This window comes from Xanthomonas chitinilytica (assembly GCF_026107455.2).
GTDB classification, from domain to species: domain Bacteria; phylum Pseudomonadota; class Gammaproteobacteria; order Xanthomonadales; family Xanthomonadaceae; genus Stenotrophomonas; species Stenotrophomonas chitinilytica.
In genome coordinates this window covers 85,119-105,485 of the sequence record NZ_JAPCHY010000010.1, presented here as the reverse complement: position 1 = coordinate 105,485, position 20,367 = coordinate 85,119, and the positions used below count along the sequence as shown (strand labels likewise).

Annotated in this window: 18 protein-coding genes; 10 read left to right on the top strand and 8 right to left on the bottom strand. The window is 70.6% G+C overall.

What is annotated here, in order from left to right; all coding sequences use genetic code 11:
* Positions 1-86 precede the first annotated feature (86 nt).
* The 6 genes from OK345_RS12275 (at position 87) to hemF (ending at position 7,472) form a co-directional block, all read left to right on the top strand.
* Positions 87-1,112 carry a chorismate transformation FkbO/Hyg5 family protein gene (locus OK345_RS12275; protein WP_265128269.1) on the top strand — a complete coding sequence of 342 codons (1,026 nt, stop codon included), beginning with the start codon at positions 87-89 and terminating at the stop codon, positions 1,110-1,112.
* Positions 1,113-1,247: 135 nt separating this feature from the next.
* Complete coding sequence (locus tag OK345_RS12270; protein WP_265128268.1) at positions 1,248-3,611, top strand: S9 family peptidase; 2,364 nt, start codon at positions 1,248-1,250, stop codon at positions 3,609-3,611.
* Positions 3,612-3,765: 154 nt separating this feature from the next.
* Positions 3,766-4,200 carry an NUDIX hydrolase gene (locus OK345_RS12265; RefSeq protein ID WP_265128267.1) on the top strand — a complete coding sequence of 145 codons (435 nt, stop codon included), beginning with the start codon at positions 3,766-3,768 and terminating at the stop codon, positions 4,198-4,200.
* A 34-nt stretch (positions 4,201-4,234) separates the two neighbouring features.
* Complete coding sequence (locus tag OK345_RS12260; RefSeq protein WP_265128266.1) at positions 4,235-4,816, top strand: hypothetical protein; 582 nt, start codon at positions 4,235-4,237, stop codon at positions 4,814-4,816.
* 31 nt (positions 4,817-4,847) lie between these two features.
* Complete coding sequence (locus OK345_RS12255) at positions 4,848-6,476, top strand: hypothetical protein (protein ID WP_265128265.1); 1,629 nt, start codon at positions 4,848-4,850, stop codon at positions 6,474-6,476.
* 45 nt (positions 6,477-6,521) lie between these two features.
* Positions 6,522-7,472, top strand: a complete 951-nt coding sequence (gene hemF / locus OK345_RS12250) for an oxygen-dependent coproporphyrinogen oxidase (protein ID WP_265128264.1) — start codon at positions 6,522-6,524, stop codon at positions 7,470-7,472.
* Positions 7,473-7,482: 10 nt separating this feature from the next.
* On the opposite strand, the gene OK345_RS12245 is transcribed toward hemF, so the two are convergent.
* The 3 genes from OK345_RS12245 to polA form a co-directional block, all read right to left on the bottom strand.
* Positions 7,483-7,959 (bottom strand): DUF421 domain-containing protein, encoded by a 477-nt coding sequence (locus OK345_RS12245; RefSeq protein WP_265128263.1) that lies wholly within the window; start codon positions 7,957-7,959, stop codon positions 7,483-7,485.
* A gap of 46 nt (positions 7,960-8,005) precedes the next feature.
* Complete coding sequence (locus OK345_RS12240) at positions 8,006-8,185, bottom strand: hypothetical protein (protein WP_265128262.1); 180 nt, start codon at positions 8,183-8,185, stop codon at positions 8,006-8,008.
* A gap of 616 nt (positions 8,186-8,801) precedes the next feature.
* Positions 8,802-11,570: a DNA polymerase I gene (gene polA / locus OK345_RS12235; RefSeq protein ID WP_265128261.1), complete on the bottom strand. Its 2,769-nt coding sequence runs from the start codon at positions 11,568-11,570 to the stop codon at positions 8,802-8,804.
* 81 nt (positions 11,571-11,651) lie between these two features.
* Here polA and OK345_RS12230 point away from each other — a divergent pair, with 81 nt between their 5' ends.
* Both OK345_RS12230 and OK345_RS12225 read left to right on the top strand, forming a co-directional pair.
* Complete coding sequence (locus tag OK345_RS12230; RefSeq protein WP_265128260.1) at positions 11,652-11,936, top strand: DUF2782 domain-containing protein; 285 nt, start codon at positions 11,652-11,654, stop codon at positions 11,934-11,936.
* Between the two features lie 187 nt (positions 11,937-12,123).
* On the top strand, positions 12,124-12,285 hold the full coding sequence (locus OK345_RS12225; RefSeq protein ID WP_265128259.1) for a hypothetical protein: 162 nt from the start codon (positions 12,124-12,126) through the stop codon (positions 12,283-12,285).
* A gap of 76 nt (positions 12,286-12,361) precedes the next feature.
* Here the strand turns inward: OK345_RS12225 and OK345_RS12220 are convergent, their stop codons facing one another.
* Both OK345_RS12220 and OK345_RS12215 read right to left on the bottom strand, forming a co-directional pair.
* Positions 12,362-12,808, bottom strand: a complete 447-nt coding sequence (locus OK345_RS12220; protein ID WP_265128258.1) for a universal stress protein — start codon at positions 12,806-12,808, stop codon at positions 12,362-12,364.
* Between the two features lie 79 nt (positions 12,809-12,887).
* Positions 12,888-13,169 (bottom strand): LbetaH domain-containing protein, encoded by a 282-nt coding sequence (locus OK345_RS12215; RefSeq protein WP_265155102.1) that lies wholly within the window; start codon positions 13,167-13,169, stop codon positions 12,888-12,890.
* Positions 13,170-13,561: 392 nt separating this feature from the next.
* Between OK345_RS12215 and OK345_RS12210 the strand changes: the two genes are divergently transcribed.
* Both OK345_RS12210 and OK345_RS12205 read left to right on the top strand, forming a co-directional pair.
* Positions 13,562-14,293 carry a ThuA domain-containing protein gene (locus OK345_RS12210; protein WP_265128257.1) on the top strand — a complete coding sequence of 244 codons (732 nt, stop codon included), beginning with the start codon at positions 13,562-13,564 and terminating at the stop codon, positions 14,291-14,293.
* Positions 14,294-14,488: 195 nt separating this feature from the next.
* Positions 14,489-15,373: a DUF2785 domain-containing protein gene (locus tag OK345_RS12205; RefSeq protein ID WP_265128256.1), complete on the top strand. Its 885-nt coding sequence runs from the start codon at positions 14,489-14,491 to the stop codon at positions 15,371-15,373.
* 240 nt (positions 15,374-15,613) lie between these two features.
* Here OK345_RS12205 and rtcA read toward each other — a convergent pair whose 3' ends face one another.
* The 3 genes from rtcA to OK345_RS12190 form a co-directional block, all read right to left on the bottom strand.
* The gene (rtcA, locus tag OK345_RS12200; protein ID WP_265128255.1) at positions 15,614-16,624 is read right to left on the bottom strand and encodes an RNA 3'-terminal phosphate cyclase; all 1,011 of its coding nucleotides are present in this window, start codon (positions 16,622-16,624) and stop codon (positions 15,614-15,616) included.
* Positions 16,625-16,733: 109 nt separating this feature from the next.
* Positions 16,734-17,963 (bottom strand): RtcB family protein, encoded by a 1,230-nt coding sequence (locus OK345_RS12195; protein ID WP_306332097.1) that lies wholly within the window; start codon positions 17,961-17,963, stop codon positions 16,734-16,736.
* Between the two features lie 701 nt (positions 17,964-18,664).
* Positions 18,665-20,212: an RNA-binding protein gene (locus tag OK345_RS12190; RefSeq protein ID WP_265128253.1), complete on the bottom strand. Its 1,548-nt coding sequence runs from the start codon at positions 20,210-20,212 to the stop codon at positions 18,665-18,667.
* Positions 20,213-20,367 lie beyond the last annotated feature (155 nt).

Below are 20,367 nucleotides of genomic sequence, written 5' to 3'. Positions count from 1 at the left end.
GCATTCATGCAGTTGCCGGGAGCCAGGCCACCAAAGTCGCGCACGCTATCATGGCGGCCTCGCAACTCACACTGCCGTCCCCTGCAATGAGCTTCCCGCTGGCGAATGCCGCGCCGCCCGCCGCCGATCCCACCCCCCCCGTTCCCCGTTTCGACCTGGGCTATGCCGGGGCCGGCACGCTGGACCAGGTGCTGGCCGACCCGCAGGTGCTGGCGGTATTCGGTTTCGCCGGCACGCCGGAGCCGGCGGGCGACGATCCGCGTTTCCTGCGGATTCCGCTGCAGGCCCATGGCCCGGCGATGCTGGAGGTCTGGCGCAGTCCGCGCCCGGTGCGCCACGGCCGCGACGACGGCCTGGCCTGGGCCGAGGACGGCGAAGTGCTGTTCGGCGCACTGGAGATCGACGAGGCCGACGGCGGCATCGAAGCCGCGGCCGAGCAGGCCTACGCGCGGCTGGGGCGGTTCCTCGGCGGCTGCGGCTATCCGCACCTGCTGCGCACCTGGAACTACCTCGACGCCATCACCGAGGGCCAGGGCGACCAGGAGCGCTATCGCCGCTTCTGCGTGGGCCGGGTGCGCGGGATGGGCACGCTGGACGAGGCCAGCCTGCCGGCGGCCACCTGCATCGGCCGCTACGACGGCGTGCGCCGGCTCCAGGTGTACTGGCTGTCCGGCCGCCATGCCGGACGGCCGCTGGAGAACCCGCGGCAGGTCAGCGCCTACCGCTACCCGCGCCAGTACGGCCCGCAGTCGCCGAGCTTCTCGCGCGCGCTGCTGCCGCCGCCGGCCACCGGCCTGCCACTGCTGCAATCGGGCACCGCCGCCATCGTCGGCCACGTCTCGCAGCATCCCGGGGCGTTGCCGGACCAGCTGCGCGAGACCCTGACCAACCTGCAGAGCCTGGTCGACGCCGCGCGCCTGCAGCGGCCGGCGCTGGCGCCGGTGCCGGGCGCCGGCTCGCTGTTCAAGGTGTACGTGCGCCGCGCCGAGGACATGGACGCCGTCGCCGCGCAGATGCGGGCGCTGCCGGCGCCGGTGCCGCCGTTCCTGGTGCTGCACGCCGAGGTCTGCCGCGCCGAGCTGCTGGTCGAGATCGAGAGCCTGCACGGCTGAGCTCCCGCCGCGAGCTTGCGGCGACAGCCGCCGGAAACCGCCGGCGCCGAACCGGCGCGCCATGACCTGTGGCCCAGCCCCGGCCGTGAAGGGACTGTTAGGCTTGCCGGGTTTTCCTCATTGGTGCCGCCCGCAATGCCCAGACTGCTGCCCCTGTCCCTGCTGCTGCTCGCCGCCGCCGGCGGTGTCCACGCCGCACCGACCCCGATCACCATCGAACAGGCCATGGCCGATCCGGACTGGATCGGGCCGCCGGTCGAAAGCGCCTGGTGGTCGTGGAACAGCCAGCAGGTGGAGTATCAGCTCAAGCGCAACGGCAGCCCGGTGCGCGACACCTTCCGCCAGCCGCTCGCCGGCGGCGCGGCGCAGCAGGTGGCCGACGACCAGCGCGGCACGTTGGACGTGGCCAACCCGGTCTACGACCGCAACCGCCAGCGCACGGTCTTCGTGCGCAACGGCGACGTGTTCGTGCGCGACCTGCGCAGCGGGGCGCTGACCCAGCTGACCCGCAGCAGCGAGCGCGCCAGCGCGCCCGGCTTCGCCAACGATGGCGGGGTGATCTGGCGCATCGGCCACAACTGGTTCCACTGGACCGCCGCCGCCGGCGCCACCCAGGTCGCCACCCTGAAGGCGGAAAAGAACCCCGACGAGCCGCCCAAGGCCGATGTGCTGCGCGAGCAGCAGCTGCGCACGCTGGAGACCCTGCGCCGCGACCGCGCCCAGCGCGAAGCGCTGAAGGCGCAGGAGGAAAGCTGGCGCCGCGCCGACGCCACCCGTGCGCCGGGCCCGATCTACCTGGGCGCGGACGTGGAGATCGTCGACAGCGTGCTCTCGCCCGATGCCCGCCACCTGATCGTGGTGACCAAGCCGAAGGGCTTCGACGAAGGCCGCGGCGGCAAGATGCCGCTGTACGTGACCGAGTCCGGCTACGAGGAGGCCGAGGACACCCGTACCCGCGTCGGCCGCAACAATCCCGAGCCGCATGCCCTGTGGCTGGTGGACGCGGCCACCGGCACGCTCAAGCCGCTGTCGCTGGACGGCCTGCCGGGCATCGCCAACGATCCGCTGGCGGCGCTGCGCAAGGCCGCCGGCAAGGACGCGCTCAAGGGCAATCGTCCGCTGCAGGTGCTGCGCGGCAGGGGCAACTCCGGAATCCGCTGGAGCGATGACGGCAGCCAGGCCGCGATCATGCTCCGCGCCAACGACAACAAGGACCGCTGGATCGCCAGCGTCAGCCCGGCCAGCGCCAAGCTGGAAACCCGCCACCGCCTGACCGACAACGCCTGGATCAACTGGGGCTTCAACGACTTCGGCTGGATGGGCGACGGCCGCACGCTGTGGCTGCTGTCCGAGGAATCGGGCTTCTCGCACCTGTACACCCAGCAGGGCGGCGGCAAGCCGCAGGCGTTGACCGGCGGCCGCTGGGAAGCCTCGATGCCGGTGCAGACCGCCGACGGCCGCGGCTTCTACTTCCTGTGCAACCCGCAGGCCCCGCACGACTACGAGGTCTGCACGGTGGACACCGGCAGCCGCCAGGTGAAGGAATTGACCAGCCTCGATGGCGTGGAAGATTTCTCGCTCTCGCCCGACGGCGGCCAGTTGCTGGTGCGCTACTCGGCGTCCTACCTGCCGCCGCAGCTGGCGGTGGTGCCGGCCGCCGGCGGCCAGGCACGGGTGCTGACCGACACCCGCAGCGCCGAGTTCAAGGCGCGCGAGTGGATCCAGCCGCAGCTGGTGCAGGTGCCGTCCAGGCACGGCGCCGGCCATGTCTGGGCCAAGTACTACGGGCCGCAGACGCTGGAGCCGGGCAAAAAGTACCCGATCGCCATGTTCGTGCACGGCGCCGGCTACCTGCAGAACGTGCACCAGCGCTACCCGGCCTATTTCCGCGAGCAGATGTTCCACAACCTGCTGGTGCAGCAGGGCTACATCGTGCTGGACATGGACTACCGCGGCAGCGAGGGCTACGGCCGCGACTGGCGCACCGCCATCTACCGCAACATGGGCCATCCGGAACTGGAGGACTACCTGGACGGCCTGGACTGGCTGGCCCAGACCAGGCAGGGCGATCGCGACCGCGCCGGCATCTACGGCGGCTCCTACGGCGGCTTCATGACCTTCATGGCGCTGTTCCGTGCGCCGGGTACGTTCAAGGCCGGCGCCGCGCTGCGGCCGGTGGTGGACTGGCACCAGTACAACCACGGCTACACCAGCAACATCCTCAACACCCCGGACATCGATCCGGAGGCCTACCGCAAATCCTCGCCGATCGAGTACGCCGAAGGCCTGCAGGACCACCTGCTGATCGCCCACGGGATGATGGACGACAACGTGTTCTTCCAGGATTCGATCAACCTCACCCAGCGCCTGATCGAACTGCACAAGGACAACTGGACCATCGCCCCGTACCCGCTGGAACGCCACGGCTACGTCCGCGCCGATTCCTGGCTGGACCAGTACAAGCGCATCCTCAAGCTGTTCGAGGAAAACCTGAAGTGAGCGGAGGGCGGCCACTGGCCGCCCTCTTCCCTCCATCCCTGCAGGCCCTTGTAGGAGCGACGTCAGTCGCGATGTGGCTTCACCGGTAAAGCCCGGTCGCGACTGACGTCGCTCCTACGGACAGGCAGACAGGGCGCCAGCCGCAAGGACCCGCATGCCTCCCGCCATCCGCATCGTCGTCGCCGTGATCCTCGACGCCGCCGGCCGCGTGCTGGTGGTGCGCAAGCACGGCTCGGACACCTTCATCCAACCCGGCGGCAAGCGCGAACCGGGCGAGGACACGCTGGCCACGCTGGCGCGCGAGCTGCACGAGGAGCTGGGCGTGGCTGTCGTGGCCGGCAGCGCGCGGCCGCTGGGCCGGTTCCAGGCCGAGGCGGTCAACGAGCCGGGGCGCCAGGTGCAGGGCGAAGCGTTCCTGGTCGAGATCGAAGGCGTTCCGGCCACGCAGGCGGAAATCGCCGAACTGGCCTGGATTCCGTTGCAGCCGCCGCATGGCGTGGCGCTGGCGCCGCTGAGCGCCGGCCACATCCTGCCGGCGGCGCGCGCCGTGCTCGCCGGCGCTGGGCAAACGGCGCGGATCGGGCGATAGTGCGGCCCCTTCCCGCATGGACACGGACGATCGCGTGAACCTCCCGCCCCTGCCCGGCACCGGCCAGCCACGTTCCAAGGCCCGTTCCTTCGTCGACGTCACCGCCAAGCTGGCGCTGGTGATGGCGGTGCTCTCGGTGCTGTACAGCGTGCTGCAGCTGGCGCTGGTCGGCGCGCTGGGGCTGGCCGACATCGGCCACTGGCTGAGCGTGCGCGGCCTTGCGCCCCCCGCCGGCCTGCAATGGCTGCTGGACCACGCCGTCGCCCTGGGCGTGCTGATGCTGCTGTTCTCGCTGGCGTTCCTGGCGGTGTCGTGGGGCCTGCTGGCGCGGCACGAATGGGCGCGGCTCGGCTTCATCGCGTTCCTGGTGCTGGTGGCGGTGGCCAACTTCGCCTGCCTGCCGCTGATCGACGCCATGTTCTCCGGCCTGGCCGACATGTTCCCCGCCGAAATATTCGACTCGGTCGAGGGGCGCGAGCTGTGGGCGCAATTGCAGATCAGCCGCTGGACCAGCCTGATCACCGGCGGCCTCACCTCGCTGGCGTTCGCCGTCCTGCACGGCTGGCTGGTGATCCGCTTCAAGCGGGAAGACATACGCGAGCAGTTCCGGCGCTGACCCCGTCGGCCGCGCATCCTAGAATGCGCGGATGACCCGATCCAACGCTTCTTCCGCACCTGGCGGCGGCCTGTCGATGCCCGCCCGTTTTTCCCGCTTCCGCATCGGCCGCCGCGCCGCGCTGCTGGCCCTGCTGCTGACGACGGCGGCGCCGCTGGCCGCCGCCGAACTGCGCTGCGGCACCTACCGCAGCGAAGACGGCAGCGCGCGCCTGCTCGTCGACAGTCCGGCCGAGGCTACCCGCCTCAGCGACGCCATGCCGCCGACGCGCTACCTGGTCCGCCAACGCGGAACGACCCTGGACGTGGTCGACCTGTCGCTGGGCCATGCCGACCAGTACACGCTCAGCGACGACGGCCAGCGCATCGAAGGCGGCTACAGCGGATACGCGCTGGCCGAAGCGGCCGCCTGCAAGGCACCCGCTCCGGCCCCGGCCGGCAGCTGCCGCGCCGACATCGACGCCTGCATCGCCCGGACCTACGACGCCGACGACCGCCAGCTGCGGCAATGGTGCCGGGAGGACCTGCCGTTCGCCTGTTCGCGGCTGCTGGAGCGCTACCGCGAACAGGCGCGCGAGGCCGCGACCGCAGGCGACCCCGACCTGGTCGAACCGGATGTCTGCAAGCAGGATTCGCCGCTGTTCGACGAGAGCGCGTGCCGCACCGCCGCCCATGAGGCGCTGGCCAAGGCCATGGCCCGGTCGCTGCTGGGCGTCGACCACGCCGGCCCGCGGCTGCCAGCCGCATCGCTGCAGGACCTGATGCAGCTGTGCCGCGCGCATCCCGACGGCGATTTCTGCACCAAGGTGGCCGACGAGCACTGGAACGCCGGCCAGTACCTGCAGGCGCGCGAGGCGTTGCAGCTGGCCTGCTCGCCCGGCCTGGACCCCGGTGCCTGCGGCAAGGCCGCCGCGCTGGCCGGCCTGCGCCCGGCCGATGCCACCGCCGCCCCGGCCGCGGCCCTGCCCTGCGGCGACTACCGGGCCGCGGTCGGCCTGATGGACAGCCTGTCGTTCGGCGACCATGGCCTGGTCGTGGTGCCCTTCGGCGGCCAGTTGCGGGCACGGCTGGAAGACGGCCAGGTCCGCATCCGCCACGACAAGGGGGGCGATTTCGTGTTTCAGGTGCTCGACGGCCAGCGCCTGCTCGGCCTGGACAACTGGAACCGCTATGCCCTGTACCAGCGCCAGGGCGGCGCCGACCGCTGCGCCGCGCCGGTCGTCTACGTGGAGCGGCCGCTGCCGCAGGACTGCCCCGCGGTGGGCACCCCCGGCGGCGCCGAAGCCTGCTGCGCGGCCGGCAAGCTGCAGGGCTGCAATGCCCTGGGCCACCACAAGGCGCTGACCGGCGACTGGTCCGGCGCCGCGCCGTACTACCGCAAGCTGTGCGAGGCCGGCGTGCGCGCCGGCTGCGAGAACCTGCGCGGGGTCTTCGGCAACACCGGCGACGACACCATCCCCGAAACCCTGCAACGGATCTGCCTGGGCGACGGCGCGCACACCCACGTCGCCTGCGACGTACACGCCACCAGCAACTGGGCGCTGCTGGCGCTGGGCGCCGGGCTGCAACAGGCCGCCGACGCCCTTGAAGCCGGCGGACACGACGACGGCGACGACGGCGAAGCGACCGCCCCGCATCCGCAGGGCAAGTTCGGCAAATAGCGCGACGGCGCAGGTCCCGGCCAGGGCCTGCGCTAAAGTACCGGCATGAACGAATTCGAACGGGTCCGCACCTGGCTGACCGACCTGCAGGACCGTATCTGCACCGCCATCGAGCAGGCCGACGGCAGCGCCCGCTTCGCCGAGGACTGCTGGCAGCGCGGCGACGGCGGCGGTCATTCCCGGGACCCGGCCTCCCACGGCGCTGGCCCGTCCCTGGGCGGCGGCGGCCGCACCCGCGTGCTGCGCGAGGGCACGGTGTTCGAGCAGGCCGGCATCGGCTTCTCCGACGTGGCCGGCACCCGCTTGCCGCCCTCGGCGTCGGCCAACCGCCCGGAGCTGGCCGGGGCCTCGTGGCGCGCCACCGGCGTGTCGCTGGTGTTCCACCCGCGCAACCCGTACCTGCCCACCACCCACGCCAACGTGCGCTACTTCCGCGCCGAGCGCGACGGCGAACACGTGGCCTCGTGGTTCGGCGGCGGCTTCGACCTGACCCCGTTCTATCCGTTCGACGAGGACGTGCGCCACTGGCACCGGGTCGCCCGCGAGCTGTGCGCGCCGTTCGGCGCCGAACGCTACCCGGCGCACAAGCGCTGGTGCGACGACTACTTCTTCCTGCGCCACCGCAACGAGACCCGCGGCGTCGGCGGGCTGTTCTTCGACGACCTGCACGACGACTTCGAGCGCGACTTCGCCTACCTGCGCGCGGTCGGCGACGGTTTCCTCGATGCCTACCTGCCGATCGTCGAACGCCGCAAGGACACCCCGTACGGCGAGCGCGAACGCGAGTTCCAGCTCTACCGGCGCGGCCGCTACGTCGAGTTCAACCTGGTCTACGACCGCGGCACCCTGTTCGGCCTGCAGAGCGGCGGCCGCAGCGAGAGCATCCTGATGAGCCTGCCGCCGCGGGCGCGCTGGGAATACGGCTTCCAGCCCGAGGCCGGCAGCGCCGAGGCGCGGCTGGCCGACTACCTGGTGCCGCGCGACTGGCTGGATTGAGCCGGCCCGTTCATTTCCCGCGCTGGACGATGGTGATGTGCCCGTTGGTCTCCAGCAGCGCCAGCTCCACCTCGGCGATGTCGCGGCAACCCTGCTGGCGCATCGCCACATCGAAATCGGCACGGGTCACCAGTTCCTGCCTGAGCACCGACTCCAGCAGCTCGCCATGGCGCGCGATCAGCACCGGCTCGCCTTCCACCAGCCGTTCCACCGCAAGGCTGCGGGAACTGACCCAGCCAACCGCGTAGTTCAGCACCACCAGCGTGGCGGCCAGCAGCAGCCCGCCGCCCAGCGAGGTGTCCTTGCCCAGCAACGCGTTCTGCACGGCGTTGCCCAGCAGCACGATCAGCAACACATCGAAGGGCGTGAACTGGCCCAGCGCGCGCTTGCCCGACATGCGCACCATCCCCAGCACCAGCACGTACACCACGATCGCCCGCAGTACGAACTCCCACCAGGGCATCGCCAGATCGAACAGGTCCGACATCGTCATTCCCCCGCACCGACGGTAGCCCATGCTGGCGCGGCCGGGATCAATGCCGCGCGATGGCCGCGAGCTTTTCGGGCAGCCCCGGGATGCGCTTCTCCCGCAGACGGACGAACGGCCATAAAAAAGCCCCACCGACCAGGGGGAGGTCGGCGGGGCCGGGGAACGGAAACTTGGGGAGGAGTTTCCGCTCCGAGATCTGCTCCAGGGGATGGGAGAGATCCACGACAGGTATTGCGCCTGTCGCGAGCTATATGACCACTCCGCACATTGATAGTTCGTGAAGAATCGCAACGCCGGAACGTTCGATTAAGGACGGATTCATTCCCGTGATGCGCACTTGATGGATGAACGCGCGCAACGCAATACACCATTCCATCCGTGCTCGCGAACCCTGTGTTTGGACGCCGGCCGGCCTGTTTTCGGCGCAGGGACGCGAATCGCCTCGCAAACGTGAACAGCGTGCGTCCATGCACCCGGTGCGCCGCATCGATCCTTCGCCGGTGCATCCATCCTGCACACCGGACGTGAATAACCGGTGTCAGCCCGCCGGAGAGTGAATGGCCAGGATCGGTGCGCTTCGTCCCGCGCCGCGCCGCCGCATCCCACAGCGTCCACGCCTGCCGCGTCGCCACGCGCCGGTGGAGTGAAGGGCCAGGATCAGTGCGCTTCGTCCCGCGCCATGCAGCCGCACCCCCACAGCGTCCACGCCTGCCGCGTCGCCACGCGCCGGTGGAGTGAAGGGCCGGGATCAGTGCGCTTCGTCCCGCGCCATGCAGCCGCACCCCCACAGCGTTCACGCCTGCCGCGTCGCCACGCGCCGGTGGAGTGAAGGGCCAGGATCAGTGCGCTTCGTCCCAGTTATCCCCCACCCCGGTATCCACCACCAGCGGCACCCGCAGCGTCGCCGCCGCCGACATCCGCGCCACCACTTCGTCGCGCAGGGTGTCGACGAAATCGGCGTCGGCCTCGAACACCAGTTCGTCGTGCACCTGCAGGATCATCAGCGCGCGCTCGCGGTGTCCGCACAGCCAGTCGTCCACGCTGACCATGGCGCGCTTGATGATGTCCGCCGCCGAGCCCTGCATCGGCGCGTTGATCGCCGCGCGCTCGGCGCCGGCACGCAGGCCCTGGTTGCGGGCGTGGATGTCGTTCAGGTACAGCCTGCGGCCGAACAGGGTTTCCACATAGCCCTGTTCACGCGCCTGAACGCGCATGCGCTCCATGAAGTCGCGCACCGCCGGGTAGCGGCTGAAGTACAGCGACACGTAATCCTGCGCCTGGCCGCGATCGATGCCCAGGTTCTTCGCCAGTCCGAACGCGCTCATGCCGTACATCAGGCCGAAGTTGATCGCCTTGGCGGCGCGGCGCTCGTTGGACGTCACCTCCTCCAGGCTGCGACCGAACACCTCGGCGGCGGTGGCGCGGTGCACGTCCAGGCCCTGCTCGAAGGCGCCGATCAGGCCCGGATCCTCGGACAGGTGGGCCATGATCCGCAGCTCGATCTGCGAGTAGTCGCAGGCCATCAGCTTGCGTCCCGCCGGGGCGACGAACGCCTTGCGGATGCGGCGGCCGTCGTCGGTGCGGATCGGGATGTTCTGCAGGTTCGGATCGGACGAGGACAGGCGGCCGGTGGCGGCGCCGGACTGGTGGTAGCTGGTGTGCACGCGGCCGGTGTCGGGATTGACCATCTCCGGCAGCTTGTCGGTGTAGGTGCTGCGCAGCTTGGCCAGCCCGCGGTACTCGAGGATCACCCGCGGCAGTTCGTGCTGGTCGGCGATCGCCTCCAGCGCCTCCTCGTTGGTGGAAGGCTGGCCCTTGGGCGTCTTCACCAGCGCCGGCAGGCCCAGTTCGTCGAACAGCACCGCCTGCAGCTGCTTGGGCGAGTCCAGATTGAAGGTGCGACCGGCCAGCGCGGTGGCCTTCTGCTGCGCGGCCAGCATGCGCGCGGACAGGTCCGCGCTCTGCCGCTTCAGTTCGACGCTGTCGATGGAAACGCCGTTGGCCTCGATGCGCGCCAGCACCGGCACCAGCGGCATCTCGATCTCGCGGTAGACCTTCTCCAGCGCCGGCTCGGCCTGCAGCTGCGCCGACAGCACGCGGTGCAGGCGCAGGGTGATGTCGGCATCCTCGGCGGCGTAGTCGCTGGCCTCGTCGATGCCGACCTGCGAGAACGGGATCTGCTTGGCGCCCTTGCCGGCCACGTCCTCGAACCGGATGGTCTGGTAGCCGAGGTAGCGCTGCGCCAGCGAATCCATGTCGTGGCGGCTGGCGGTGGAATTGAGCACGAAGCTCTCGAGCATGGTGTCGTCGTGGTAGCCGCGAACCTCCACGCCGTGGCGGCGCAGCACGTGCAGGTCGTACTTGCCGTGCTGGCCCAGCTTCTTCCGGCCCGGGTCCTCCAGCAGCGGTCGCAGCGCGTCGAGCACCTGCCCGCGCGGCAGCTGGCTGGGGGCGCCCGGATAGTCGTGGCCGACCGGAATGTAGGCGGCCTTGCCCGGCTCCACCGCCAGGCTCACGCCCACCAGGTTGGCGCGCATCGCATCGAGCGCGTCGGTCTCGGTATCGAACGCGAACTCGTCGGCCGCGCGCAGACGCTGTATCCATGCCTGCAACTGCTCGCCGTCCAGTACCGTCTGGTACTCGCCCCTGGCGGACAGCGCCGCCTCCGGCGCTTCCCCGGCCGGCACGGCGGCCTTGGCATAGCCGGCGGCGGTGCCGCGCAGGCTGGCCGGGGATTCGCCCCCCGCCGGGACCGCCGGCGCGCCGCCGTCCAGTTCGCGCAGCGCCTGGGTGAAGCCGTAGCGCTGGTACAGCTCGCGCAGCGTGTCGGCGTCGCGTTCGCGCAGCACCAGGCTGCGTGGTCCCTGCTCCAGCTCCACATCGGTGCGGATCGTCACCAGCTCGCGGTTGAGCGGCAGCCGCGGCAATGCGGCGCGCAGGTTCTCGCCGATCTTGCCCTTCATCGCTTCCGCCGCGGCCATCACCCCGTCGAGCGAGCCGTACTCGGCCAGCCACTTGGCGGCGGTCTTGGGCCCGCACTTCTCCACGCCGGGCACGTTGTCCACGGCATCGCCCATCAGCGCCAGGTAATCGACGATCTGTCCGGCGCGCACGCCGAACTTCTCGATCACCGCGGCATCGGAGTCGGTACGGCTGCCGGTCATGGTGTTGACCAGCTGCACCCCGGGCCGCACCAGCTGGGCGAAGTCCTTGTCGCTGGTGGAGATGGTGACGTCCAGCTGCTCGTCCGCCCCGCGCAGCGCCAGCGTGCCGATCACGTCGTCGGCCTCCACCCCGGGCACGCGCAGGATGGTGATGCCCAGCGCCTCGACGATCCGGCACATCGGCTCGACCTGCGAGCGCAGCTCGTCCGGCATCGGCGGCCGGTTGGCCTTGTACTCGGCATACAGCTCGTCGCGGAAGGTCTTGCCCGGTGCGTCGACCACGAAGGCGACGTATTCCGGCTTCTCCTTCAGCGTCGCGCGCAGCATGTTGACCACGCCGAACAGCGCGCCGGTGGGTTCGCCGGCGGCGTTGCTCAATGGTGGAAGCGCGTGGAAGGCGCGGTACAGGTAACTGGAACCGTCAATCAGGACTAGTCTGCTCATGCGGCGATTCTACGCGTCCGCACTCGCGCGGCCTGCGCCGGGGGCATAATCGTGCAGGAACCCCCGAAAGGAATGCCGTCGATGAAGAACCTGATGCTGGTTTCCCTGCTCGCCCTGGCTGGCTGCGCCAGCAGTGGCGGCCTTGCCGACGCGCCCGTGGACGTGACCGGCGCCGAGGTCGCCAGCCGCACCCTGGACAACGGCGACACGGTCGAGGAATACCGCGTCAGCGGCCAGCTGCGCATGGTCAAGGTGACGCCGCTGCGCGGCGCGCCGTACTACATCTACGACCGCAACGGCGACGGCCGCATGGACAACGACAAGGACAAGGTGTCGCCGGTGTACTGGAAGCTGTACAGCTGGTAAGCGGCAGCGGCGACAAGGCGTCGCCGCCACTCCCACTCCCCCGCGTACCGGCCGGAACGGAACGCTCCTTGCTTGCACGGGAGAGGTCATTGCCGTCCTCCCCCTCCCGATGAACACGCCGGAACGCCGTACCCTCCACACTCCCGCGAGCCTGCACGAAGGGCTCACCCCGCAACAACGACAGGCCGTGGAAACCCTGGAGTTCTTCGGCTGGCAGCTGAGGTTCGTCCGCAGGCCGCTGTTCCGCGACCCGGTCCCGGTGCTGTTCGAACGTGCCAGCCCCCGCTACGTCGTGGTCCAGAGCGACGGCACGCTGGACGAATCGCAGACGCTCAAGCTGCGCAACTGAAGGCCGGTGCGCGCGCGGGCGGCCCGGCAGCCGCCCCCACCGTGCCGCCCCCGCTCGGCCGGGACCGCGCCGGCGCTCAGCGGATCACCAGCACCGGCACCGTGCTGCGCGCCAGCACTTCCGTGGTCTGGCTGCCCAGCAGCACCCGGCTCACGCCGCGGCGGCCATGCGAGGTCATCACGATCAGGTCGCTCTGGCACTCGGCCGCGGTATCGATGATGCCGTCGGCCGCGTAGCGGTCCAGCACGTGCCGCGGGGTCGCCTTCACCCCGGCCGCGGCCGCGGCCTCCAGCGCCGGCTGCAGGATCTTCTGCGCGGCATCCTCGCGGTCCTGCTTGTACTCCGGGCTGGTCTCGTAGCCGACGCTCCAGCCCATGGCGTCGTACATGCCCACGGCCCACGGTTCGGACACGGTGACGATATCGACTTCGGCTCCCAGGCCCTGGGCCAGTTCCAGGCCCTTGCTCAGGCCCTTGGCGGAGAGCTCGGAACCGTCGGTGGCGATCAGAATGCGCTTGTACATGTCGTTGCTCCTGGACTGCCCGCGTTCGCGGGATGATTACCATGACACACCGGTGCGGACGGCCGCGCCTTGAGCCAGATCAATTGCCGGCGACGTCGGCATGGCGGGCGCATGGCCGCGCCGGGTTGCCGACCACCGTGCCGGCGCCGATGGTGACGCCCGGCAGGACGGCGGCACCGCCTCCGATCCAGACGCCGCGCCCGATCCGCACCGGCCGCCCCAACTCCAGCCTACCGGCGCGGCCGGCCGCATCGCGCGGATGGTCGGCCGCGTGGTTCCGTATCGCCGGCCCGAGCCCGGTGCCGGCGCCGATGCGGACCTCGGCCGCGTCCCGGACCACGCAGTCGAAGTCCAGGAACACGCCGGCCTCCAGGTGCGGGTTGTAGCCGCAGCCGCAGTGGAACGGAGCCGTACCAGCACGCCGCCGCCGGCCGGGCCGGGCCGTCCGCGCAGCCGCGCATGCCGCATCGCCGGCGGCTCGGCCAACGCCGCGCTGTAGCGCACCATCCACGCCGTCGCCGCCGCCTGCCCGGCCTGCAGCTGCGCATCGCCCGGGTCGTGCGGCTGGCCGGGCGGCATCTTCCGCTTCTCGCTCGGGTCCATCGCCATTCCTCCGCTCGGACCGGGAGGATGCCGACCACGGCGTGACCGTGCGGGAAAGACGGCGGCGGCGATGCCGGTCTCCGATGGTCGTCGGCGACTTCGCTGCAGTGCGCAACCTGGCAGGGCTGGCGGCCATGGCAGAATCGGGACATGCGCCGATCCGCCTTCGTCCTGTTGTGTTCGCTTGCCGTGCTGATGGCCGGCAGCGTTCCCGCCGCGCCTGCCGCCGAGCGCGTCCTGGTCTTCAGCAAGACCGCCGGGTTCCGCCACGATTCGATTCCGACCGCGGTGGCGACGCTGCGGCGGCTGGCCGCCGACGCCGGAATGGCCGCCGACCACAGCGAGGATGCCGGCGACTTCAACCCGGACAACCTGGCCCGCTACCGGGTGGTGGTGTTCGCCAGCACCACCGGCGACGTGCTCGACCCGGCGCAGCAGGCGGCGCTGGAAGGCTTCGTCCGCGGCGGCGGCGGTTTCCTCGGCGTGCATGCGGCGGCCGACACCGAGTACGACTGGCCGTGGTACGGCCAGCTGGTCGGCGCCTGGTTCGGCGGGCACCCGCCGGGCCTGCAGTCGACCCGCGTGCAGCCCGAACGCGACGGCCGGCCCGACGGCGAAGCCTGGCCGATCCGCGACGAGCTCTACAACTACCGCAGCAATCCGCGCGGCCAGGTACGGGTGGTCGCCACCGTGGACGAAACGCTCTACGAAGGCGGCCGCATGGGCGCGGACCATCCGATCGCCTGGTGCCACGCCTTCGACGGCGGCCGCAGCTGGTACACCGGCTTGGGCCACGACGACGCGGTCTACGCCGATGCGAACTTCCTGGCGCAGCTGCGGCGCGGCCTGCGCTACGCGGCCGGCCAGGCGACGGAGTGCTGAAGGGGAATCCGGCCGGCATCGATCATCGCCACACCGGGTGCCCCTTCGTTCCGATATGCCTCCTCCGCTTCCGGCACCCTCGGCATCCATGCCGCCTCAATGCCAAGGCCCGTCAAGCATCAGGCCCGACGCCGACAGGGCTCCCCCCTGCGATTGCGGCAACGTGATGCTCCCGATTCCCAAGGATTCCCCTTCATGCGCACGGCCTTGCTGCTGTCGTTCGGCCTGCTCTTCGCCCCGGCGATCGCTGCCGCCTGCCCGTCGCCCTCGGCGGACCCCGCCACGTTCGAGCGGCTCAGGCAGGGAGACTTCGCCATCGCGGAGTCCGGGCAGCGCCATCGCCTGGCACTGGCGCTGCTGCCCTGCCTGGAAGCGCGGGACCCGGCGCTGCGCGACGGCACCGCGCTGGCCGCGCTGACCGCCTGGATGCGCGGCGGCCTGCTCGACGAGGCGACGCTGCGCGAACTGCGCGAGCATGGCTACGCGCGCCTGCACGCCCCGGACCCTGCCGGCTTCGGCCCGCCGTTCGCCGCGCTGATGCTGGCCGAGATCGCCCGTACCGACCGGCGGGCGCCATGGATGGGCGACGACGAACGTGTGGCGATGGTGGCGCAGGCGGCGCGTTACCTGGCCGGGATCCGCGACTACCGCGGCTACGACAGCCGCGACGGCTGGCGCCACGGGATCGCGCACGGTGCCGACTGGCTGATGCAGCTGGCGTTGAATCCGGCCCTCGACCGCGCGCAACTGGATCCACTGCTCGCCGCCGTGGCCAGCCAGGTGCTGCCGCCGGCGCCGCATGCCTATGTCGAGGGCGAGTACGAGCGGCTGGCACGGCCGGTCCTGTACGCCGCGCGCCGCGGGCTGCACGACGAAGACTACTGGCGGCACTGGTTTTCCGGCCTGACCGCGCGGCTGGACGAGGCCGGACCGGCCTGGAACGATCGCGACTGGCTGGTGCGGCGGCACAACCTGCTGACCTTCCTGGCGGCGCTGAACGCGCAGCTCGATCTCGCCCCGGATCCTGCGCTGGCACCACTGCACCAGGCGCTGCGCACGGCGTTGCGGACCCTGGGCTGACGGCAGGCAGCCGCTCCGGCCTACCCGTCGCAGCACAGCACGAACCCGGCTCCGGGAACGCCCGGAACGCCGAACTTCAATGGCAGCGCCTCGAATGCAACGGCACCCCGCGGGGCGGTGGCCACTCGCGCTGCACGGATCTGCCCACAGCCCACTGCCCGGCATCACCGACCGCTACCGGGCCGGCACGTCCCCGCCCCCCTTGTCCGGTGGGCCGGGACCAGCCGCACGCGCCGGGACTCAACGGCTCACCGTCACCCGCCATTGCCCGCCGGCCTGCCGCCACTCGAACTCGACCGGCAGGAATTTCTCGATCAGGCGCGCGTTGCCGACCAGGTGGTCGCTCAGCACGTGAGTGGTGAAGCCGCCGGCCCCGGCCAGCGCCATCGGCAGCAGCAACTGGTCGGACAGGTGTTCGCCCACGCAGGCGCCGCCATCCAGGTAGCGGCGCACCTCCTCGGCCACGCGCCCGGCGACCCGTTCGGCCGACACGCCGCGCTCGCCGTGGCCGCTGAAGACTTCCACGTGCGCGTCGTGGCGGACCTGGACCAGGACGGTGTTGCCCGGCCCCAGCGCCGGACGCACGCATTCGACGTGGCGCGGATGGGCGTCCACGCCCAGCCGTTCGGCCAGCACCTGCAGCTCGCGCTGGCCGATGGCGGCCGGCAGCCCCGACAGCAGCACCCTGGCCTCGACCGCGGCCAATGCGCCGCGCGCGTCGAAGTCGCACGGCCGCAACGCCGCGCACGGCGCCACCGTAGCGTGCAGCACGCCGCCGCCGGCCGGGTGGAAGCCCGGCCGTTCCAGCGCGAGCGAGGCCTGCACGCCCATCCGCGCCAGCGCCGGCAGGTAGCTGCCAGCGATGAAGTCCGCGCTCGGTGCCAGCGGGTTGTGGGTGCCGCCCTCCAGCCGCAGCCGCGATGGCGCCGGCGCCTGCCAGAGCGCGGGCAGCACGGTCTGCAGCACCAGCGTCGCCGAGCCGGCGCTGCCGGTGGCGAAACGGTAGTCGCCGGCCTGCACCGGGCCGGGCTCGAAGCGCAGCGTCGTCGCCCCCAGCTCAGCGCCGTACGTGCGTGCGCCGCCGATGGCGGCGGCGGCGTTGACGGCGGTCAGGTGCTGGCGCATCAACCCCGGGCGACGGCGTCCGGCGCGGATGTTGCTCATGCCGAAGCCGATGCCGGTGCACAGGCTGAGGGTCAAGGCGGAACGCAGCAGCTGTCCGCCGCCACCGCTCCCGTCCAGTTCGATCATCTCCATATCCGGAAAATCCATTGCAGCTTGCCGGCACCTCGGTGCCGGGATGTCGTTGGATGCATGTCGCGTACGCGCATGCACATGCACGGGCGGCGTGCGCTGTCGCTCAGCCCTTGACGCAGACCACCTGGCGCAGGGTATGCACGATCTCCACCAGGTCGCGCTGCGCCTCCATCACCGCTTCGATCGGCTTGTAGGCGGCCGGCGACTCGTCCACCACCTCGGCGTCCTTGCGGCATTCCACATGGGCGGTGGCCTTGGCGTGGTCGTCCACGCTGATCAGCTTGCGCGCCTGGGTGCGGCTCATCACCCGGCCGGCGCCGTGGCTGCAGCTGTGGAAGCTGTCGGCGTTGCCCAGGCCGCGCACGATGAAGCTCTTGGCGCCCATGCTGCCCGGGATGATGCCCAGCTCGCCCTTGCGCGCGCTCACCGCGCCCTTGCGCGTGACCAGCACGTCCTTGTCGAAGTGGCGCTCGCGGCTGACGTAGTTGTGGTGGCAGTTGACCGCCTCGGCCTGCGCCTCGAACGGCTTGGCGATGACGGTCCGCGCCGCCGCGACCACGTTGCGCATCATCACCTCGCGGTTCATGCGGGCGAAACGCTGCGCCCAGTCCACCGCGAACACGTAGTCGCCGTAGTACTGGCTGCCTTCCGGCAAATAGGCCAGGTCCTGGTCGGGCAGGTTGATCATCCAGCGGCGCATTTCCCGCTTGGCCAGTTCGATGAAGTAGGTGCCGATGGCATTGCCCACGCCGCGCGAACCGGAGTGCAGCATGAACCACACCCGCTGCTCCCCGTCCAGGCACACCTCGACGAAGTGGTTGCCGGTGCCCAGCGTTCCCAGGTGCTTGAGGTTGTTGGTGTTCTTCAGCTTCGGGTGGCGCTCGCAGATCAGCGCGAAGTCGGCCGCCAGCTGCGACCAGCCCTCGACGGCCAGCTCCGGCGGCGTGTCCCAGCTGCCCTTGTCGCGGCCACCGCGGGTCACGCTGCGCCCGTGCGGCACCGCGCGCTCGATCGCGCTGCGCAGCGCCGACAGGTTGTCGGGCAGATCGCTGGCGGTCAGCGTGGTGCGGGTGGCGATCATGCCGCAGCCGATGTCCACGCCGACCGCGGCCGGGATGATCGCGCCGACGGTCGGCACCACCGAACCCACGGTCGCGCCCTTGCCCAGGTGCACGTCGGGCATCACCGCGATCCATTGGTGGATGAACGGCAGCCGCGCGATGTTCTGCAGCTGCTCGCGCGCCTGGTCTTCCAGCGGCACGCCGCGGGTCCACAGCTTGATCGGCGCCGCGCCCGGCTGCTGGATGACGTCGTAATTGATGTTGCTCATGATGGCTTTCCTGTCATCTTCGAATCAAAAGGTGCGGTGACAAGGTGGGGTGGAACCGCTTGCGAGGCCAGGCGGATGCCTGGCGATGCAATCGGGATTCGAACCCGCCCCGAAGGGTTACCTGTGTAGTTCCACCTGCATTCACCGCATGGAACGTTGCAAATCGGTGCCGGCCCGCACGACGAGGGGTGAAGGAACATCCTGCTCTACCACTGAGCTACCACCGCAGCCTGCGGTGGGCGGGAGTCGAACCCGCGACACGGAGATTAAGAGTCTGTAGTTCCTTCGGCATTCGTGCCTGCCGACATTGAAGGGACCTCATGCGCCCGCGCATGAAGCGTTGCGAACCATGGCGCCGGCGTGCACGACGAGAGTGACGGAACATTTGCCGCGGCTCCGCATGGAGACCGCGGCATCCCGCTCTGACCACTGAGCTACCGCCGCGTTGCCGCGGCGGGCGGGATTCGAACCCGCGACCTGGAGCGTGAAGGGCTGTAGTTCCGCCGGCATTCGTGCACGCCGACATCGAAAGGGTGGGAGCAGACGGCAACAGTGGCCTGACGTGCCGGATTCGAACCGGCGGATCCCGATGTAGTCAGGCCGGCATCCGCCTTCTCCCATGTAGCTGATAACTGATTTCTCCTCCCCGGCCCGGCTGGCCCCATTGCCAGCCGGGCATTACCCGGCGACCTCCGTGTCGCCCCCTACAACGCCATCCCGGCGATGCGTTCGACCCAGCGCGGACGCTGGTCCAGCGGCAGGCTGGCGTTGGCCAGCAGCTCGAACACCGCATCGCTGAACCCGCCGATGTGCAGCACGTCCCCGCGCTCCACCGTCTGGCTGGTGGCCACCGGCTGCAGGTCGATGCACACCAGCTGCGCCTGCGGGCAACGCGCCTTCAGCGCGGCCCACTGGCGCATGGTCTCGGTCGGTCCGCCGCCGCGGGTGTCGCGCCAGCTCTCGTTGTCCGACACCAGCACCAGCAGATCCACCCTGGCGCGCCGCTGGTTGAGCCATGCCAGCGGCGCGCTCACCGCGGTTCCTCCGCCGTTGATCGCCAGCTGCCGCGCCAGCGTCATCACGCTGTCGCGCGGGTTCAGGCGCTGCGGGCGCACCGCCGTGTCGAACGGCAGCACCCGCGCCTGCGGATGGCCGCGCAGCACGCAGGCCGCGATCAACGCCGCCACGTCCACGCAACGCGCCGCCGAGGTGGCGCCCTTGCGATAGCCGGTCACCGGCGACTGCATCGACCCGGACACGTCCACCGCCACCACCACGTCGCCCTGCAGCTTCGGCACCGATGCGGTGGCGACTTCCATCGCGTCCTGCAGCGCATCCAGGATCGGCTGCGGCAGGTTCGCGGCGGCGTGGTACGCCATCAGCAACTGGTACGGCAGCACCCGCGAACGGGCGATCTGCTCCGGATCGCGCAGCTTGTCCGCGACCTCGGCGACCATCGCCGGGTCCTCGAACACGCCATGCCGCGCGAAGGTGTTCAGGTTCATCCGCAGCTGCTGCCACGTCGAGTTGCGCGCCAGCAGCGCCCACTGCGCGGTGTCCAGCGCCAGCGAGGTGTAGTACTGGAACGGCAGGTCCGGCAGCATCCCGCGCGGCTCGCGCTTGAACGCCTCGTAGGCCCGCAGCTGCGCCGGCAGCAGCGCCTGGTCGTACGGCCGCCCGATCACCCAGGCATAGAGCGCCTCGCGCGCCGCGTCCTGCGGCTTCGGGTGGACCATGCGGATCACGTCGGCCAGCGACGGCTGCTGGCCGATCGCGGCGCGCACGATCGCCATCGGCGATGCCTGCTCCAGCCATTGCCGCACCATGCGCTTGGGCAGCGAACCCAGCGAACGGCGACCGATCCGGCCGCTGCGCATGATCTGCACGAAGGTGCGCAGCAGACGGCCGTTGTCGACCACCTGCGGGAAGGCCAGCGCGAACGCCTCGGCGTCGCGCAGGCTCAGCGTGGCCAGCAGCAGCGCCGGCATGTCCTTCATGTGCGCGCTCCGGCGGGCGTACACCGCGGTGCGGGCGACGAACCCCGGCTCGACCTCGGCGCACAGCGCCAACACCCGCTCCAGCTGCACGTCGGCATCGGCATAGAAGGTGCCGTTGAGGCAGCCGGTGGCGGCGAACAGCGCCAGCGCCGCACGCGGATCGCGGGCATGGGCCAGGCCGCCGGCTTCGTTGCGGGCACCGGCCGCCGGCAGCAGCCGGCCGCGGAGGGAAGCGAAGAGGGAGGTGTTGGCCATGTCGTTGTCCTTGGCGGGAATGCCCGCGTCGTGTCTTGCCCTGGATAGAGCAACGGCCGTGCCAACTTTCCAGAAATCCACCCAACAAATTGTATTAAAAGGATATTTCTTGATTTCAGGAGATCCAGACGCCACAACCTCAACGGATTTATATA

Bases quoted from the DNA above. Each gene is read 5' to 3' on its own strand.
- OK345_RS12270 (WP_265128268.1), top strand. From the start codon at position 1,248: ATGCCCAGACTGCTGCCCCTGTCCCTGCTGCTGCTCGCCGCCGCCGGC.
- polA (WP_265128261.1), bottom strand. From the start codon at position 11,570: ATGAGCAGACTAGTCCTGATTGACGGTTCCAGTTACCTGTACCGCGCC.
- OK345_RS12210 (WP_265128257.1), top strand. From the start codon at position 13,562: ATGCGCCGATCCGCCTTCGTCCTGTTGTGTTCGCTTGCCGTGCTGATG.
- OK345_RS12255 (WP_265128265.1), top strand. From the start codon at position 4,848: ATGACCCGATCCAACGCTTCTTCCGCACCTGGCGGCGGCCTGTCGATG.
- OK345_RS12220 (WP_265128258.1), bottom strand. From the start codon at position 12,808: ATGTACAAGCGCATTCTGATCGCCACCGACGGTTCCGAGCTCTCCGCC.
- OK345_RS12265 (WP_265128267.1), top strand. From the start codon at position 3,766: ATGCCTCCCGCCATCCGCATCGTCGTCGCCGTGATCCTCGACGCCGCC.
- hemF (WP_265128264.1), top strand. From the start codon at position 6,522: ATGAACGAATTCGAACGGGTCCGCACCTGGCTGACCGACCTGCAGGAC.
- OK345_RS12230 (WP_265128260.1), top strand. From the start codon at position 11,652: ATGAAGAACCTGATGCTGGTTTCCCTGCTCGCCCTGGCTGGCTGCGCC.
- OK345_RS12245 (WP_265128263.1), bottom strand. From the start codon at position 7,959: ATGTCGGACCTGTTCGATCTGGCGATGCCCTGGTGGGAGTTCGTACTG.
- rtcA (WP_265128255.1), bottom strand. From the start codon at position 16,624: ATGATCGAACTGGACGGGAGCGGTGGCGGCGGACAGCTGCTGCGTTCC.
- OK345_RS12275 (WP_265128269.1), top strand. From the start codon at position 87: ATGAGCTTCCCGCTGGCGAATGCCGCGCCGCCCGCCGCCGATCCCACC.
- OK345_RS12205 (WP_265128256.1), top strand. From the start codon at position 14,489: ATGCGCACGGCCTTGCTGCTGTCGTTCGGCCTGCTCTTCGCCCCGGCG.
- OK345_RS12190 (WP_265128253.1), bottom strand. From the start codon at position 20,212: ATGGCCAACACCTCCCTCTTCGCTTCCCTCCGCGGCCGGCTGCTGCCG.